General features: G+C 68.3%; 24 protein-coding genes, 1 pseudogene and 2 CRISPR repeat arrays (1 of these 27 only partly in view). Of the genes and pseudogenes, 3 read left to right on the top strand and 22 right to left on the bottom strand.

What is annotated here, in order from left to right; all coding sequences use genetic code 11:
- Window positions 1-693: direct repeats of the CRISPR family, unit length 36 nt; unit sequence GTCCCCGGACACACGAAAACCGCGCCGGATTGAAAC; it reaches 151 nt to the left of the window's first position.
- Window positions 694-745: 52 nt separating this feature from the next.
- The 4 genes from O7608_RS16005 to O7608_RS15990 form a co-directional block, all read right to left on the bottom strand.
- Entirely contained in the window at window positions 746-874 is a 129-nt protein-coding gene (locus O7608_RS16005) for a hypothetical protein (RefSeq protein ID WP_289210725.1), read from the bottom strand.
- A 266-nt stretch (window positions 875-1,140) separates the two neighbouring features.
- Window positions 1,141-1,332: a hypothetical protein gene (locus O7608_RS16000; RefSeq protein WP_289210724.1), complete on the bottom strand. Its 192-nt coding sequence runs from the start codon at window positions 1,330-1,332 to the stop codon at window positions 1,141-1,143.
- Window positions 1,329-1,577 (bottom strand): hypothetical protein, encoded by a 249-nt coding sequence (locus tag O7608_RS15995; protein WP_289210723.1) that lies wholly within the window; start codon window positions 1,575-1,577, stop codon window positions 1,329-1,331. Before O7608_RS15995 ends, O7608_RS16000 begins: the two co-directional genes overlap by 4 nt.
- Before the next feature lie 113 nt (window positions 1,578-1,690).
- On the bottom strand, window positions 1,691-1,972 hold the full coding sequence (locus tag O7608_RS15990) for a DivIVA domain-containing protein (protein WP_233605957.1): 282 nt from the start codon (window positions 1,970-1,972) through the stop codon (window positions 1,691-1,693).
- Between the two features lie 137 nt (window positions 1,973-2,109).
- On the opposite strand from O7608_RS15990, the gene O7608_RS15985 reads away from it, so the two are divergent.
- Window positions 2,110-2,316, top strand: a complete 207-nt coding sequence (locus O7608_RS15985; RefSeq protein WP_233605958.1) for a helix-turn-helix transcriptional regulator — start codon at window positions 2,110-2,112, stop codon at window positions 2,314-2,316.
- 336 nt (window positions 2,317-2,652) lie between these two features.
- On the opposite strand, the gene tnpC is transcribed toward O7608_RS15985, so the two are convergent.
- The 9 genes and pseudogenes from tnpC to O7608_RS15940 all read right to left on the bottom strand — a co-directional run bounded on the left by tnpC (window position 2,653) and on the right by O7608_RS15940 (window position 8,750).
- Window positions 2,653-4,140: an IS66 family transposase gene (gene tnpC, locus O7608_RS15980; protein ID WP_289210722.1), complete on the bottom strand. Its 1,488-nt coding sequence runs from the start codon at window positions 4,138-4,140 to the stop codon at window positions 2,653-2,655.
- Between the two features lie 481 nt (window positions 4,141-4,621).
- Window positions 4,622-5,446: a CRISPR direct-repeat array (repeat unit 36 nt; unit sequence GTCCCCGGACACACGAAAACCGCGCCGGATTGAAAC).
- A gap of 212 nt (window positions 5,447-5,658) precedes the next feature.
- Complete coding sequence (locus tag O7608_RS15975) at window positions 5,659-5,943, bottom strand: hypothetical protein (RefSeq protein ID WP_289210721.1); 285 nt, start codon at window positions 5,941-5,943, stop codon at window positions 5,659-5,661.
- Window positions 5,943-6,182 carry a hypothetical protein gene (locus O7608_RS15970; protein WP_289210720.1) on the bottom strand — a complete coding sequence of 80 codons (240 nt, stop codon included), beginning with the start codon at window positions 6,180-6,182 and terminating at the stop codon, window positions 5,943-5,945. Before O7608_RS15970 ends, O7608_RS15975 begins: the two co-directional genes overlap by 1 nt.
- 356 nt (window positions 6,183-6,538) lie before the next feature.
- Window positions 6,539-6,667: a hypothetical protein gene (locus tag O7608_RS15965; RefSeq protein WP_289210719.1), complete on the bottom strand. Its 129-nt coding sequence runs from the start codon at window positions 6,665-6,667 to the stop codon at window positions 6,539-6,541.
- 106 nt (window positions 6,668-6,773) lie between these two features.
- Complete coding sequence (locus O7608_RS15960; protein WP_289210916.1) at window positions 6,774-6,953, bottom strand: hypothetical protein; 180 nt, start codon at window positions 6,951-6,953, stop codon at window positions 6,774-6,776.
- Window positions 6,953-7,171, bottom strand: coding sequence for a hypothetical protein (locus O7608_RS15955; RefSeq protein ID WP_289210718.1), 219 nt, complete (start codon window positions 7,169-7,171; stop codon window positions 6,953-6,955). Before O7608_RS15955 ends, O7608_RS15960 begins: the two co-directional genes overlap by 1 nt.
- Before the next feature lie 136 nt (window positions 7,172-7,307).
- A pseudogene (locus O7608_RS15950) lies at window positions 7,308-7,463 on the bottom strand (DivIVA domain-containing protein); the annotation flags it as partial.
- A gap of 217 nt (window positions 7,464-7,680) precedes the next feature.
- Window positions 7,681-7,875, bottom strand: a complete 195-nt coding sequence (locus O7608_RS15945) for a DUF397 domain-containing protein (RefSeq protein ID WP_281550643.1) — start codon at window positions 7,873-7,875, stop codon at window positions 7,681-7,683.
- Window positions 7,876-7,889: 14 nt separating this feature from the next.
- Window positions 7,890-8,750, bottom strand: coding sequence for a helix-turn-helix domain-containing protein (locus O7608_RS15940; RefSeq protein WP_289210717.1), 861 nt, complete (start codon window positions 8,748-8,750; stop codon window positions 7,890-7,892).
- Window positions 8,751-8,851: 101 nt separating this feature from the next.
- Between O7608_RS15940 and O7608_RS31995 the strand changes: the two genes are divergently transcribed.
- Both O7608_RS31995 and O7608_RS15930 read left to right on the top strand, forming a co-directional pair.
- On the top strand, window positions 8,852-9,001 hold the full coding sequence (locus O7608_RS31995; protein ID WP_353850547.1) for a Scr1 family TA system antitoxin-like transcriptional regulator: 150 nt from the start codon (window positions 8,852-8,854) through the stop codon (window positions 8,999-9,001).
- Window positions 9,002-9,003: 2 nt separating this feature from the next.
- The gene (locus tag O7608_RS15930) at window positions 9,004-9,201 is read left to right on the top strand and encodes a DUF397 domain-containing protein (protein WP_289210715.1); all 198 of its coding nucleotides are present in this window, start codon (window positions 9,004-9,006) and stop codon (window positions 9,199-9,201) included.
- Window positions 9,202-9,344: 143 nt separating this feature from the next.
- Here O7608_RS15930 and O7608_RS15925 read toward each other — a convergent pair whose 3' ends face one another.
- The 9 genes from O7608_RS15925 to O7608_RS15885 form a co-directional block, all read right to left on the bottom strand.
- Window positions 9,345-9,683, bottom strand: a complete 339-nt coding sequence (locus O7608_RS15925; protein WP_421360339.1) for a type II toxin-antitoxin system Phd/YefM family antitoxin — start codon at window positions 9,681-9,683, stop codon at window positions 9,345-9,347.
- A gap of 66 nt (window positions 9,684-9,749) precedes the next feature.
- A complete protein-coding gene (locus O7608_RS15920) occupies window positions 9,750-10,040 on the bottom strand; it encodes a CRISPR-associated endonuclease Cas2 (RefSeq protein WP_289210714.1) in 291 nt (96 codons plus the stop codon).
- Entirely contained in the window at window positions 10,037-10,315 is a 279-nt protein-coding gene (locus O7608_RS15915) for a CRISPR-associated endonuclease Cas2 (RefSeq protein WP_281550647.1), read from the bottom strand. The genes O7608_RS15920 and O7608_RS15915 overlap by 4 nt, the downstream gene beginning before the upstream one ends.
- 5 nt (window positions 10,316-10,320) lie before the next feature.
- Window positions 10,321-11,313, bottom strand: a complete 993-nt coding sequence (gene cas1 / locus O7608_RS15910; RefSeq protein ID WP_289210713.1) for a CRISPR-associated endonuclease Cas1 — start codon at window positions 11,311-11,313, stop codon at window positions 10,321-10,323.
- On the bottom strand, window positions 11,310-12,218 hold the full coding sequence (locus O7608_RS15905) for a reverse transcriptase domain-containing protein (protein ID WP_289210712.1): 909 nt from the start codon (window positions 12,216-12,218) through the stop codon (window positions 11,310-11,312). Before O7608_RS15905 ends, cas1 begins: the two co-directional genes overlap by 4 nt.
- An 860-nt stretch (window positions 12,219-13,078) precedes the next feature.
- Window positions 13,079-14,176: a HesA/MoeB/ThiF family protein gene (locus O7608_RS15900; protein ID WP_289210711.1), complete on the bottom strand. Its 1,098-nt coding sequence runs from the start codon at window positions 14,174-14,176 to the stop codon at window positions 13,079-13,081.
- Window positions 14,164-14,697, bottom strand: coding sequence for a hypothetical protein (locus O7608_RS15895; protein ID WP_289210710.1), 534 nt, complete (start codon window positions 14,695-14,697; stop codon window positions 14,164-14,166). The genes O7608_RS15900 and O7608_RS15895 overlap by 13 nt, the downstream gene beginning before the upstream one ends.
- On the bottom strand, window positions 14,697-14,951 hold the full coding sequence (locus O7608_RS15890) for an E2/UBC family protein (protein WP_289210709.1): 255 nt from the start codon (window positions 14,949-14,951) through the stop codon (window positions 14,697-14,699). The genes O7608_RS15895 and O7608_RS15890 overlap by 1 nt, the downstream gene beginning before the upstream one ends.
- A complete protein-coding gene (locus O7608_RS15885) occupies window positions 14,945-15,313 on the bottom strand; it encodes a hypothetical protein (protein WP_289210708.1) in 369 nt (122 codons plus the stop codon). The genes O7608_RS15890 and O7608_RS15885 overlap by 7 nt, the downstream gene beginning before the upstream one ends.
- Window positions 15,314-15,464 lie beyond the last annotated feature (151 nt).

Raw genomic sequence — 15,464 nt, 5'->3', positions numbered from 1 at the left:
CACGAAAACCGCGCCGGATTGAAACTTTCAGGACGAGCTAATTGAAACGACAAGATCGCAACTGTCCCCGGACACACGAAAACCGCGCCGGATTGAAACCTGGGGCGCCTGAGGGTGTCGGAGCCGGATCCGTCGTTGTCCCCGGACACACGAAAACCGCGCCGGATTGAAACTCGGTTGCGAACTCGTGGACCTTCAGGCTTCCGACGGTCCCCGGACACACGAAAACCGCGCCGGATTGAAACGTCACCTCGACGGGCTTCCCGCACACCGTCGTATTCTCGGCCGTCCCCGGACACACGAAAACCGCGCCGGATTGAAACGTCACCTCGACGGGCTTCCCGCACACCGTCGTATTCTCGGCCGTCCCCGGACACACGAAAACCGCGCCGGATTGAAACACTTGCACTCGTAAGTGCGGGGATTTCTCCCTTCAATATAGTCCCCGGACACACGGAAACCGCGCCGGATTGAAACCGTACCTCTACCGACAACAGTGCCGCCGATAGCGGGCCCCGGACACACGAAAACCGCGCCGGATTGAAACAAGGCGATGGTGTGCAGGCGCTTGCCAGGCTCCGGTCCCCGGACACACGAAAACCGCACCGGATTGAAACGCCCCCGCGACCGTGTCACCCCAGAACACCCAGAGGTGTTGTCCCCGGACACACGAAAACCGCGCCGAATTGAAAGCCGTTTCAAACGTCACGGCCGAGAAGCCCCAAGTCGAATTTGAGGCTGGGTATCAGCGTGGCGGTGGTGGAGTGGTGGTCAGCTCGCCACACTTGGGGCACCAGCGGATCTTGACCCGGAAAGAGAACAGGCCAGCCAGGAAGCCGAGCAACGCGGCGCTCGTCAACGCGCAGATGCCCATGATCCTCTGCCTTCTCTACGGATGAGGATGGTGGGATCGGGTCGGTGGTTGCCGCCACCGGCCCGACCCCCGAGGTCCGCCCGGTCGCCCAAGCGGAATGGAAGGCCCGGAGCGCGCCCGGCCGTACGACGCCCGTCGGCGTAGGCGTTGGGCACCAGTGACCGGCCATGAAGCCGGGGCGCCGTACGACGTAACCGCCCGAACCAGTTCCGGCCACCTCACCCACACGGACGGCGGAACGCCCGGCCAGAATTACCCGGGTTCGGTCACTCCCGGCAGTAGTACGACTCGTACTCGTACAGCGCCGCCCGGCCCTCCCCACGGTCGCGCTCGGAGAGGGTCAGCAGCTTCACGGAGACCATGACGCGCTGCCCCGTCCCGCCGGAACCCGCGTCACACCACACCTCCACCGTGTCCGTCTTCGGCAGCTCACGCGGGCCGATCACCAGGATCGTCACGACGTACGCCCTCCACTCGAACCGGTGGGATCGAACCGGGCGAGCACGGCGGCCCGCTCCCGGCGAGACAGCTCCGGCGTGTGTGCCCACATGGACAGCAGACGTTCGGCGCTGGGTCGGTCGATGGCCTCGAACGCCCGGAGCGCGTTCTCCACGCGGTCGATGACAGGGCTCTTACCGGGCGGGTAGAGCGCCATCAGCCGGGCGGGTGCGGGTTCGTCTGGTGGGGCGGGGAAACTGTTCATCGGGTCGGACCTCCCGTGTCCGATCAAGGCCCCGGGTTGGCGTGTCCGCGCCGCTCGGGGCCGCCTTGTCTGGCCAGGGGTGGGTACGCGGATCGTCCAGCGAACTCCGCCGTTCACCACCGACCCCCGTTCCGGGCTTGCCGACCGGGCTCCGGATCACCCGATGCCGGCGGCGGGTCGTCAAACCGGCAGCCGATGTGCCGTTGCCGCCACTGCCGCAGTCCTTCCCGGAGCCGTTCGGACTCGGTCCGAGCGGCATCGCTCTGTCGGACCAGCCGATCCAGCTCGTCGGCGAGAAGCCCCAGATAGACGTACACCTCGTCGGGGTCCAGCCCACGCCACCGCGACCCGAACCGGACCGCCCTGACCTGGTGCGGTTCGACCTGATGCCTCACGCCCTCGAACACTGCGCAACCCCGATCCCGCGTCTCCCGATCCCTGCTGGCACACGCGAATCATGAGCCACACTTGCAGGAGTAGTCAATAGGGTAGGCCCGATTGGGTAGACCCGAAGATGCCTACCGTTCGGCTCATGACCGGAGGACCGGGCGAGTTGATGGGTCCGTACGAGATCGCCGAGTACCTCGGCGTGTCTCGACAGCGGTTCCAACAGATCGCTCGCCGACCCGGCTTTCCGAAGCCCTACCAGGAGCTACGCGGCATGAAGGTGTACCTCGCTGCCGAGATCACCGAGTGGGCGAAGCACAACCGGCCGCCGCGCCCGGACGCCGACGAGTAGCCTTTCCGCCCTCCGAGTCGGCAGCGCGGACCCGGCCGGCTCGGGCGATGTACTGATCTACGTCCTTCCATGTAGGTCGTAACCTGTCGACGGCGCGCGCCGGCACGTCACACGCTCGGCACTCGGCCAACCGACTCGGCATGTGCCCGGCAACGGTCTCCCGCGCCTGGGCCAGCACATCCGCGTCCGGCCGGTTCCGCATCGCCGCCGCCACACCGTCCAAGGGCGTCCGCTGCGGGTCTTTGTCAGGTGCCGCCGCCACCCCACGGGCGGCCAGCAACCGGAAACGCGGATCACGCCCGATGGTAAACATTCACCTCTTGTGAGGGCGCGGGGTCAGCCCTGGAGGATGTGGGCGGTCTGCGGCATCCAGGGGTTCCCTGTGACGGCGTCGCGGAGTGCGGTCATGGCGTTGACGCCGTGTTTGACCGCAGTGGATAGGTAGCTGCGGATGGTCAGCCGGTCGCGGGTGGCTTTCTCGCTGGTGAGCCGGCCGGAGATCTTCTGCTGGGTCTTGTTCGGCCGTAGGTCACGCTCGGCGAGGTTGTTCGTCGGCGGAATGGTGGTGTCGTAGCAGAACCGCAGGACGTCGTCGTGGCGGTGGTGGAGATCCTCGAGTAGGTTGCGGCCGGGCGGCTGCCTGTCGCGGGGGCCGCCGACGCGGGGGACGTCCTTACGGCCGACGATCACGCCGTCGCGGAACTCGCGGACCAGCGGGTCACGCACGGCGGGGTCGATCTCGGCCTGTCCGGCGGCGCGGGCGAGGTTCGCGGCGTGGATCAGGCCGCGTAGCGCCCGCTGGCACTGGACCGGCCAGACGTGGTCGGGGTAGGTCTCGGCCGCGTCTTCGAGATCGCGGAGCAGATGTGCGCGGCACAGTTGGTGCCGCACCCCGTCGGCGAAGTTGCCGGCCTGGTCGTAGACGGTGTACCGGTCGTGCACGGCGACCCCGGTGAACGCCGGCCCGATCCCGATGGTGCGGAACTGTTCGCCGCTGCGACGCTCAGCCAGCGCGTACAGGGTGTACCGGCCGGTCGACGCGGACCATACGTACCCGTTGCGGCCCGCGGCACCCGCCCGGATCGTGGTCTCGTCGAAATGGACCACCTCGGCCAGGGTGATCAACGCCTTGATCATCGTGACGATGTCGGTCACCGCCGCCGCGACGGCGGCGAGGACCTTGTGGACGAACCCGGCCGACACGCGGGTGCCGGCCAGATCGGCGATCAGCCGCACGCACCGCTCGACCGGCACGTGCTGCACGATCAGCAGGTACACGGCGAGAGCGCGCAGGTTCGCCCCGTACACCCGGGTGTTACCCACCCCCGCCTGCTTCGGCGGGGCGGCGACGTGCTTCCGGCCGCAGCCGCACCGGACCCGGTACTGCCGGTACTCCACCGTCGACGCGGTGACCAGCGGCACGTCGGTGACCTGACTGGCCGACACCACCCCCTCGTCGACAGCCCCCGCCAGGTCCGTCCCGCACTCGCACGGCCCGCACGGACGCTGGTCAACCACCCGGACGTCGGCCTCGTCCAACCAGGGCAGATACGATCCCGGCGCACCGGGCTGTCTACCTCGCCCCGGCTTCTTCCCGCCCGAGCGCCCACCGCCGGCGGGCTTGCTCCTACCCGACCGGCCAGGCAGATCATCGGTCAAGGGCGGCATCGAGGAGTTTCGGCTGTTCCGCGAGATCAACCGCTTGATCTGCTCCAACTCCGCACGTAGCCGTTCCACCTCGGCCGTCTGATCCGCCAACTGAGCGGCCTGATCACGGACCACCGCGATCAGCTCGTCCCGCGACAGCGCCTCCGGATCAACCACCCGGGCACAAGATCACGATCGGTCCGAGACGGCAACCACCCCCAGCTCGGCCCGGCGAGTCACGCTACCCAACAGCAAACCCGCCAGCAAGACGTGAATGTTTACGATCCGCTGCCCGAGGACGAGTCGTTTCCTCTTGCCGGAGCCAACCCGGTGAGCGACAATTTCCACATCGGCCTGTCGGCGATTACCGGACGGGAGGTGAGACAGCCACGCCGGGCACAACAGCCTCCATCGAGGACGGACAAGCCATCGATGTACGCAAGATTAGGTGCCGGAGTTGCGACGAAATGTCGATTGCGGCAACCTCCGACACGCCCGGGATCCGGGGAGGTTGGCGGAAAGATCCCAAAGTGCGGCCGAGCTGCGGAAACCCACCTTACAGAGATCATCCGAGCCACCACCAAGATCATGATGATCATGAGGTTGCCCTCCGAGCCACCTGTTTGCCCAGCTCAGACCGCCCGACATTTCGGACACGGTCCCCGGACACACGAAAACCGCGCCGGATTGAAACGAAGAACATGCCCGATCATGGGGGTTCACGAAAAAAGTCCCCGGACACACGAAAACCGCGCCGGATTGAAACTCTCGGCCATTTTTCACCTCCTTCCCTCTCTCAGTCCCCGGACACACGAAAACCGCGCCGGATTGAAACCACAACTGGCGAGGGGGGGCTGACCAGCAAAAAAAGTCCCCGGACACACGAAAACCGCGCCGGATTGAAACCTTCCAAGAGCTCCGCGTAGTAGCCGTATATCCTGTTGGTCCCCGGACACACGAAAACCGCGCCGGATTGAAACTTTGGGTGGTGGTGGAGCTCCACTAGTGATGGAAAGTCCCCGGACACACGAAAACCGCGCCGGATTGAAACAGCCGCCAAGGGAGCCCCCGACGGCTGCGCATAGCTGTCCCCGGACACACGAAAACCGCGCCGGATTGAAACTTGGTAGGGACACGGCTTTCACGAACTTGGTCAGTGTCCCCGGACACACGAAAACCGCGCCGGATTGAAACCCTCAGAACCCTCACTAGTTCTGAGTGTTCATAGTGTCCCCGGACACACGAAAACCGCGCCGGATTGAAACCTCGATGAGCGGACGCTTGCCGTCGTCCTTCCAGTGTCCCCGGACACACGAAAACCGCGCCGGATTGAACCATGGGCCTGTCGCCAGCCCGCGTCGGAGGCGAACCTGGTCCCCGGACACACGAAAACCGCGCCGGATTGAAACGTCGTCCACATCCCCGCCGAAGCTGCGGAGATCCTCGTGTCCCCGGACACACGAAAACCGCGCCTGAATGAAATCAGCCAAAAACGTCAGGGATGAGAGGACCCGAATCGACTTCAGAGCTGAGTGTCAGCGCGGTGGCGGTGGGGTGACCGTGTAGACGGCGGTAGGGCACTGGGCCGAGCGGTCGTCCGTGTGCCCGGAGGCGGACGTGGGGGGGCGTCACCGCCCGTCGGGTACCCGGTGCCCAATCGCCCACCAGGGCTACGGCGGTTACGCGCCCCGGTGTCTACGGCTGCTCGGTGGCCGGGAAGTCGACGCCGTTGGGCGGCCGCCGGCGCTGCACCACACCGGGGCGGGTCAGCGCTGACTTGTAGACGCCGATCGCGGCCATCCGTCCGTCCCTCCCCGCCAACGTGATCGTCGCCAGGATCCCGACCACCGGGGAGTCGGCGTCGTCCAGGCCGTACCGGATGTCGGAGACCCGGACCGTCATCGACCGGTCGCCGAACACCCAGTCGGCCTTGCCGAGATGCAGCGTGTCGCCCACCCGGATCAGATCGCGGTCGATCATCAGTCGTCCCGCCCGTCGTGCACGTACCCGTCCGGCCACAACCCGGCGTACTGCAACACCGCCCGCACCCGACGCGCCTTGACCTGATCCCAGCGATCCAGCAGCGCCAACGCGCTGGTGAACGGCGGACAGAACGCCGCCACGTCACACACCCGGCACTCGGCCAACCGACTCGGCATGTGCACGGCGACCGCCTCCCGCGCACGGTCCAACACATCGACGTCCGGCCGGTTCCGCATGGCCGCCGCCACACCGTCCAAGGGCGTCCCCTGCGGGTCACCGTCAGGTGCCGCCACCCCACGATCGGCCATCAACCGGAAGCGCGGATCACGCTCGATGTCCGTCTGCCCCGGCGTCCGTCGCGGCAACGGCGGCCGATCCGGCGTCGGACCCGAGTTGACCCTGACGTACGGGTGCAGATGGTGTCTGCTGGCGGGGCCTTGGTTCCCGGTCACGTTTCCCTCCTGGATAAGCGTGTAGTAATCCTCTTCGTACTTCCTATGTGGATCGGTCAGGTCGACTCCCACTCGGCCACCAGCCAGGCAGCCACGACCCCCGCTGCACTGGCCATCAGCAGGGAGTCGGTGCGAGGACGTCAGTACGGCGGCGGTGGAGTGGTGGTGAGTTCGCCGCATTTGGGGCACCAGCGGCTCTTGACCCGGAACGAGAACAGCCCGGCCAGGAAACCGAGTAACGCGGCGCTGGTCAACGCGCAGATGTCCATGATCGTCTGCCTTCTCTCGTAGCAGTGCGGGGGTAGGGTCGGACCGGTGGTTGCCGCCAGCGGCCCGACCCCAGCTCAACAAGGGCATTGGCGCTCAGCCCGGCGATCAGATCGACCGTCGCCGCCACCGCCGCCGGGGCGGGTTCTCCTCACGGTGCTGCCGCTGGTGTTCGCGCACCCGCTCCTCCCACGCCTGCTGGTCCTGGTCGTCCGGGTCGAACGGGTACCAGCGGTGCGAGCCGTCCTCGAAGTGCATGTCCTCGTCCCCGGGCCGGATGACCGACATCAGCGCCACCACCCGATGAACCGCGAGTACAAATAGCCGCACCGGTAGTCGGGCAGGTCCGCCATCGCGTCCAGCAGGCACGCCGCCATGTACACCGACAGCGACACCACCGTGCCCGCGTACTCGGCCAGCAGCTCCCGCCGCCACGTCTGACACGGCCACGGCAAGCCGCAACCAGCGCACATCCAGGTCGGACGTACGGGACGATGCAGAGTCATCCGAGCCTCCTCCAAACTGGACCTGGGACGTGGGCGAGCCGAAGCGCACCCAGACGGGGCAGCATTCGACGCTCACCACCGCCCCCGATTCGGTGGGTAGCGCCCTTGACCGGCGCTGCCCACCGACGGATCCGGCCAGCCGATCCAGCTCATCGGCGACCTGGTGCAGGTACGCGTACACCTCCTGCGGGTCCAACCCGCGCCACCGCCGGCCGAACCGGACCGCCCTGACCCGCCACGACTCGGCCTGCCCGGCTGTCGCGCCGCTCTCCGCCGTCACCGCAACCGCCACCTACCGACCACGTCTCGCGGACGAGACGGCAGCAGACCGCGAAACTGTGTCGCATCTGTGGAATGTTCCAGCGTCGACACCGTTACAGGATGCATCCGGCGGACACCCGACGCAAGAGGCATCCACCACCGTCTCCCCCACCCGGACAGACGAAAGCGGTGCCCGGGATAACCCGGACACCGCTCGGTGTGGCCTCAGTCAGCTGCGTTAGCGCAGTTCACCCCCGCCCGGCACGCAGACTGTGGATCAATGAGGCAAACGACGTACGGCTGAAATCAAGGACCGGACCCGCCGGACCCGCCTTGCTGTCCCGGACGCCCACCCGAGCATCCGTGACGTTCACCTCCACGCAGTTGTCGTCGCCGCCGGACCGCGTGGACTTGCGCCAACCTGTGGCTGGAAAGCTGCTCATGCTCTCGATTCTCCTCACCGACCCGCCCCCGCCACACCCCGGAGCAGCCTGGCGCTCTCCTCAGCAGGCAACGCCGACTCCCACACCCGACCGAACAGATCCGCATAGGGCGCCACCTCATCCGGCTCGGTATAGACCAAGTCGACCGTTTCGGTGTCCACCGCGACCGCGTCCGGATCACCACCACCGAACCGATACACCGTGAACGGCGACCTCGGCAGCCAGTAGTCCCGCAGCTCAGCGCCCTGCGGCAACACCCGCACCGACACCCGCCCGGACCCCTCGGCCAACATCGCCAGGTGCAGCAACTGCTCCCGCATCACCTCCGGCGGCGCCGCCGGCCGCCGCACCGCGACCTCCTCAACCACCACCTCGTACCGAGGACCGTCCGGCCGCGCCAACATCCGCTGCCGCATCATCTTCGCCTCCACCGTCCGATCCAGGTCGGCCGACGGCAACCGGGCCTGCTTGAACGCCAACTCCGACCGCGCCCGCGTGTACGCCGGCACCTGCAACAACCCCGGCACCACGAACGACTGGTACTCACGGATGCTCACCGCACCGTGCTCCAGGTTCGCGTAGACCGCCTGACGCCGGCCCATCCCCGACCCGTACGACTCCCACCAACCACGCTCGGCGGCGTCGTTCGCCATCCGCACCAGCTCGTGCCACCGCTCACCATCGACCGACAACGCGCCCAGGATCGCGCTCACATCCGACACCGACGGCACCCGATCCGCCGTCTCGAACCGGGACAGCTTCGGCCGCGACATCCTTGCCGCCCGCGCCAACTCGTCGGCGGTCAGCCCGGCCTCCTCCCGAAGCCGCCGCAGCTCCTTCGCCAACCGACGCCGACGCACCAACGGACTACTCAACCCCACACCCCATCCGTTCCACCTACCAGCGATGTTCCACCACTCGGCAACGAGCGAACCTACCGGCAATCACGGGCAGCCGACACCCCGGGAACCTCAACGTGGAGACCCTCGCCGACGCCGATTACCTCGACGGCCCCGACGCGGTCCGGGCATACACTCGGCTCTGGGAACGACTCACCGCCGCCGCACTCGGCCCGGTCGAGTCCCGCACCCTCATCCAACGGATCGCTGACGACACCGGAGGCTGATCATGAACACGCCCCACCCCACCTGGCGCAAGTCCAGCCGCAGCGACAACAACGGCGGCGCCTGCGTCGAGGTCGCCAGCCTGTCCTCCACCACCGCAGTCCGCGACAGCAAAGACCACACCGGCCCAGTCCTCACCTTCACCACCACCGGCTGGACCGCCTTCATCCACGCGGTCAAGACCGACGCGTTCAACGCCTGAAGCAGCCCGCGCCCGTACGGCGATCGGCGGTCGAGACAGCCGGAAGTTACTCGGCCGCACCTGCCAGGAGCAGGTCCCGCCCGAGCGGCCATCGGTCCCGACCCCGTCGCGGCCGATGGCGGCGTCCCCGCTGTCAGGCTGATTCAGGAGTAGACATCCTTGCGGTGGCCGACCGCGTGGATGATCAGGTCGTCGCCGTCGGTGCGGTCGGCCAGCAACGCTTCGACTTCCCGAGGATCGACCCCGAGCGATTCCAACGCCGCCGACAGCGGAACGAACTGTCCCTCGGCACGGGAGCGGGCGATCACCGCAGCGTCCTTGCTGTCCCGGAACGCTTCGAGCTCTTCCCACTCGTCGATCCCGACCAGTACGGCCACCGGCCGCTCGTACCGAGTGATGACGGCCGGCTCACCGGTGCGCCCGACCGATTCCAGCGCCCTGCCCGCGTCATCGCGGAGGTCTTGCAGCGAGATCCGCTCCACACGGGCACCGTACCGCCCGGTGCCTTGCCAGCCACGTTGGCGACCCCTGTAAATCGGCGGCCACGTTCAGTGGGCGGTCCAGCCGGGTTGGCGAGTGAGGCGGTGTGGCTGGCGGACCGGCAGCCACCTGGCCCGGCGGGCGCAGCCGGGGCACGGGGCGTGGCCGTGGATCCGGTCCGCCGGGCCGGCGACCGCGGCCAGGTCGGCGACGACCCGGGCCGCGGTCAGATTGACCTCCGGTGGCACCAGCCACCCGCTGTACTGGAAGCGGTCGGCGATCGGGCCGAGCCGGGCGCGTACCTCGGCGCGGCGGCGGTCGTTCACGATGTCGTAGACGACGAGCACCGGCCGGTTCACCAGCCGGCCCAGCCCTGCTCGGGGAGGACCTCCAGCGGTACGCCGTACCCGGCGGTTTCGCAGTCCGGGCAGGACGGCAGGGCCAGCAGGTGCCCGCCGCCGGTGAACCGTTCGGCGCTGGCGGCGAGCAGCCGGTCCAGGTGTGCGTCACCGATGTGGATGGTGAAGACGCTGTACAGCACCCGTACGCCGTGGCGGCGCAGCAGCGTCGTCAGCTGCCGGCGGTCGCGGTCGTCGGGCAGGTCGAAGGTGACGGTCCACCAGCTGGGCTGCATGACGGTCACCTCCAGCGGAACGGCCGGTACCGCGCCTGCTCGTCGAGCAGCCAGCCGCGCAGCCGCAACGCCTGGCGGCGTACCAGTTGGTGGTAGGTCGGCTGGTCGGCGGGGGCCGGCCATTCGCGGGCCGGCATGGCCAGCCGGGCCTGATACCGCGAGATCAGCGCGGACGTCGCGCCGGGTGTCAGGTGGGTGCCGTCGAAGTCGGCGTCGGTCACGGTACGCAGGCCGAGCATCGCCAGTACGGTGCTCTCCAGCAGCGCCGGCCGCCACTCCTCCATCAGGTCGAAGGCGAGCGTGGGCCGGCCCCGGCTCGGAGTGTGCAGGAACGACAGGTACGGGTCGAGCCCGGCGGCGAGGACCGCCCCGTGCACGGTTTCCCGCAGCAGCGCCGAACAGTAGTTGATCAGTGCGTTGATCACGTCGCGGCGGCTGCGGTCGCGGGCGGCGAAGCCGTACTCGGCCGGGGTCATCACCCGGATGGCGCGGAAGTACGCGCCGGCCGCCGCGCCTTCGATGCCGATCAATTGTGCCAGATCGGTCGCGGCGCTGGCGGCCTGCTCGAACTCGGCGAGCCGGGTGACCGCCGCCCACACCGTCGCCGGGTCGTCGCTGCGTTTCGCGCGGCGGCGCAGCAGCGTCGCCTGGTTGGCGATCTTGGCGGGGATGACGGCGCGGGCCAGGTCGAGCCGGGCGGCCGGGTCGCGGTGCCGGTCGAGTTGGCGCACCCGGGCGGCGATGTGCCCGGCGGTGGGCGGTTCGAGCCGACCCAGCGGTCGGCCGTTGCGGCTGAGCAGGATCAACGGGATGTCGTGGGCGAGCATGCTGTGCATCGCGTGCGGGGTGACGGTCACCCGGCCGGTGGTGACGACCTCGCCGACCATGGTCAGCGGCGCGGAGGCACGCAGCACACCGTCACGGTGCACGACGAGCCGACCGTCGCGCCGGCCGAGGACGCAGTCCGGGCCGATCACGTGGAACGCCTTGCCGATCATCGCCGGCTCCCGTTGCTGGCCGGCAGCTTGCCCCGCTGCGGAGTGTTGAGCAGCGGGTGGGTCCAGTCCGCGTTGGGCTGCTCGGGCCGGCCGTGTTCGCCGTCGAACACCCAGCCGAGCATGCTGAACCCGGCGTCGAACGTGGTGATCTGCGTCTTGCCCGGGTGCAGCCGCAGGTTGAGCGCGGCCAGCTCGGCGCCGATCTGCCGGGCACCGTTGACCGCCGCGTCGAGGTCGAGGCAGAACAGCGCCAGGTCGTCGGCGTAACGCACCAGCCGGCCGTGCCGGCCGTCGACCCGGGCGTCGAATTCACGCAGGTAGAGATTGGCCAGGGTTGGACTGATCGGCGCGCCTTCGGGAACACCCCGACCCCGGGTACGCAGACCGGCGGCGGTCAGCATCGGCGCGGTGAACCAGCCGCGTACGATCCGGCTGACCGCCGGGTCAGCGAGACTGCCGCTGACCATCTCGTGGAGGAGCTTGTGGTCGACGCTGGCGAAGAAATCGGCGATGTCCGCGCGGACCACATAGCGCAACCCCTTGTCCCGGTACGCGAGAGCCATCGTCAACGCATCCACCCAGGAACGACCCCGCTGGTACGCGAAACTGACCTCGGCGCGGCGGGTCTCCCACCGGTCGCCGGCGACGTGCAGGAAAGCGCGCTGGGCGACCCGGTCGGCGACGGTCGGAATGCCCCGGTCGCGGCGCTCGCCACCACGGTTGACGGACATCAGTCGAAGGGGTTGCGGGGTGTATTCGCCACTGCGCAGCAGCGTGGACAGCGACTCCAGTCGTGGGCCGAGGTGGTGGGCGAACTCGGCGACGGTCACGCCGTCCGCTCCGGCGAGTGCGGTGCCGGCGGCGACCCGCGACCACGCGGCCCACAACGTCGGCTGGTCAGACATCCGACTCAACAGCCGGGAAGGAGAGGTATTCATGCCGAGATCGGACGGACGAACTCCGATAGAATCGGTGGCATCGACGTCACCGCCGAGATCAACAGGAGCTTATGTCCGGAAATGCCCCTTGCGACAACCCCCGACACGCCCGGGATCCCGGGTAGGTTGGCGGAAAGATCCCAAAGTGAACCTGAGCTGCGAAAACCTTCCCCATGGAGATCATTTGAGGCTCCCTCAAGATCATGATCAACAAGAGGTTGCCCCCGGAGCACCATGTTTGCCCAGCTCAGACCGCCCGACATTTCGGACACGGGTCCCCGGACACACGAAAACCGCGCCGGATTGAAACTCTTGAATGGATCGGTTTGTGGGCTTGATTTCTCGGTCCCCGGACACACGAAAACCGCGCCGGATTGAAACCACCGGAAGAATCGGGTGTCAGGGGCGCCGTAGGGTCCCCGGACACACGAAAACCGCGCCGGATTGAAACCACCGGAAGAATCGGGTGTCAGGGGCGCCGTAGGGTCCCCGGACACACGAAAACCGCGCCGGATTGAAACTTACAAGAACTGCCCCACCCCAGATGTTACCATCAAGGTCCCCGGACACACGAAAACCGCACCGGATTGAAACCTGCGGCTGGTTTCCCGACTGCGTCATCCAGAGTCCCCGGACACACGAACACCGCGCCGGATTTGGGCAAGCAAAATGCCCGCCGTGGTGTCCGCAAGTGGCGTACCACAACGGTGCAGCATTGATCCCCGATGCACCGCAGCGCGTGATCCCGTCAGGGGATCAAATCCCGTGACGGGATCACGCGAAATCGCATCGGGTCTATCGAGAGCCGGCGCCAGGTCGGGCTGGGATCAGGTGTCGTGGTGGCGGGACTCGTTGCGAGGGCCTGGCTCGCCGGGTGACGGATATCGGGATGGCTGGGTGTTCGGGCTCTGCGGTGCTCCGGCAGCGTCGTGGGCCGCTGGTGGCGCGGTCGTCCGGGCCACGGACGGTGGGCCGGCGGCGTCGCTGAGCCCGCGTGGCGAGTCCGGCCCGCAGGCCAGGCACTCCGGGTCGCGGTCGGCGTCCAGCACCGTCGTTTCGTTCGCCGCCGCGTCCACCAGCAGATACCGCACCGGTGACCGCCACGGCGAGACATAGTTCAGCAGCTCGCCGACGGCGTACCCGGCGATGATCTGGTTGAGGAAAACCACGCTGGGCGTCGGCTCGGCCGGATCGTCGACCCGGTATCCGGCTGCCCGGCGCGCAGCAGCCAACCCCGGGTCAAGCTCGGCATCCACCAGACGCGGGTCGTAGCCGGACAGGCAGAGCAGGCACGGGCCACCGGGGCGGACCACCGCCAGATGCCCGCCGGCTTCCAGCCGTACCCGGGAATTGGTTTCTTGGTTGTGGTCGTCGGGCGGCTCTGGGCGGGGTGCCGGCCCCAGCTCGACCCCGACGTCGAGATAGCAGCGGGCGTACTGCACGGCCAGCCGGTTCAACGCCCAGCGTGGCGCGTGCCCGTCGACCGCGCCGACGATCACCTCGGCCGGGCGCACCTGCTGCCAGACGACCGGGTCGAGGATGCTGCCGGCGATGCCGCGTACCCGTACCTGCGGGTTGATGGTCCGGACCGTGCGTGCCGCGACGGTGACCTTGGTCGCCGCCCGCGCCACGTCGGCCGGCTTGGCGCCGACCAGACGGTTCAGGTTGGTGGCGGTGACCGTGTCCGGGTCGACCAGCAGCAGGCCGCCCACCCCCAGGTGGGCCAGTGACTGGACGACCTGGCTGCCGACGCCGCCGAGACCGACCACGGCGACGGTCAGCTCGGCGAGCCTGCGCTGCGTCTGCGGACCGAACGCCCGCACCTGCCGGTCGTAGCGGTCCGCCGGGGTCGGCCCAGTGGCACCGGCCTGCGGGTCCGGCCCACCGGCCGGTGCGGTCAGGATCGGCGTGGTCAGAATCGGCACAGTTTCACCTCGGTCAGGTCGTCGTCGCCGAGCAGCACCAACCGGTCGAGCATCTGCAGCGTCCCGTCGTCCGGGTCGGTGTACGCGCCGGCCACCGACGCCTGCCCGAGCACCAGCGACGCCACCCCGACCGGCGGCGCGGCCGGCATCCGGTCAAGGAACTCGGTGTGCGTCTGGCGCATGTTCTCCACGTCCAGGCCAGAGAACCTGACGGTGTCGTCGGCGAAAGGATGGCTGTGCACGTCGACAAGGGACAGGCCGGTCTCGAAGCAGGCGATCAGCACCTCCCGGGTCAGCCAGGCGGCGACTTCGATCCGTACGCCGTTCTGCACCGACAGCGCGTCGTCCGGGATCGGGATGGCCCGGGTGACCAGCAGGTCGGTGACGGCCCCGGTGCCCCACGGGTCGGTCCACCGGCCGGCGCGGGCCAGCAGGTAGGCGCCGCGTTCGTCGTCACTGTCGCGCAGATGCCGCCGTACGGTGTCCCAGGTGTCGTGGCTGATCCGCAGCACGCAGGTCATCAGTCGACCGTGCCGAGGTAGGTGCGGATCGCTTCGACGTAGCTGACCAGCGAGTCGAAGCGCGGATCCCAGTTGCGTTCCGGGTCTTCCAGGCAGTACCAGCGGTAGCCCAGCTCGGCGTATCGGTTCTTGTAGGCCGAGAAATAGTGGGCGGGTTGCACGAGCGCGCGGCCGTCGCGGCGGCGCAGGTGGTCGCCGAGGAAGAAGCCGTCCGGTGCGGTCTCCGGGTAGGTGGCCGGCGGCACGATCAGCACGGTGGTGCGGTCCGGCTCCCAGTGTGGCGGGAGCCGGAACTCGGGATGTGCAGCCAGGATTCGTCGTCGGCGACGGTCAGCCCGGGGTACGCGTACGCGAGCTGGGCTGCTTCGTGGCGGATGCGCAGCCGCCTCGGGTCGAGCGTCGTCATCGCCTTGGAGTGCCGGGCGTGGTGGGTGAACTGCTGCTGATCGGCGACGCGGATCCGCTGGTCGTCGGGGACGATGACGTTGCGGTCGTCGTCCTGGCGGACCAGGACCCGTTCCTGCGGCAGGCCGGCCGCCCGCTTGATGTCGCGGCCGGACAGCATGTCGTCGATCACCGGTACGTCGACCCCGTTGATCCTGATCGTCTTGCCCATGTCGTCCTCCGGTTGCCGGGGTTGCTCCTACCTGGAACAGATGGACGAAGTGGCAGCGCAGTCCACCAGCTGGACGTGTGTGGACGGTCACCGGCTCTCGGGCCGGCGCCCTGGACGGTCGCTCCCCACCACATCACGACACCGGTGTCGT

It is taken from the genome of Solwaraspora sp. WMMA2056 (genome assembly GCF_030345095.1).
Taxonomy (GTDB): Bacteria; Actinomycetota; Actinomycetes; order Mycobacteriales; family Micromonosporaceae; genus Micromonospora_E.
This window is presented reverse-complemented; position numbering and strand designations above follow the sequence as displayed.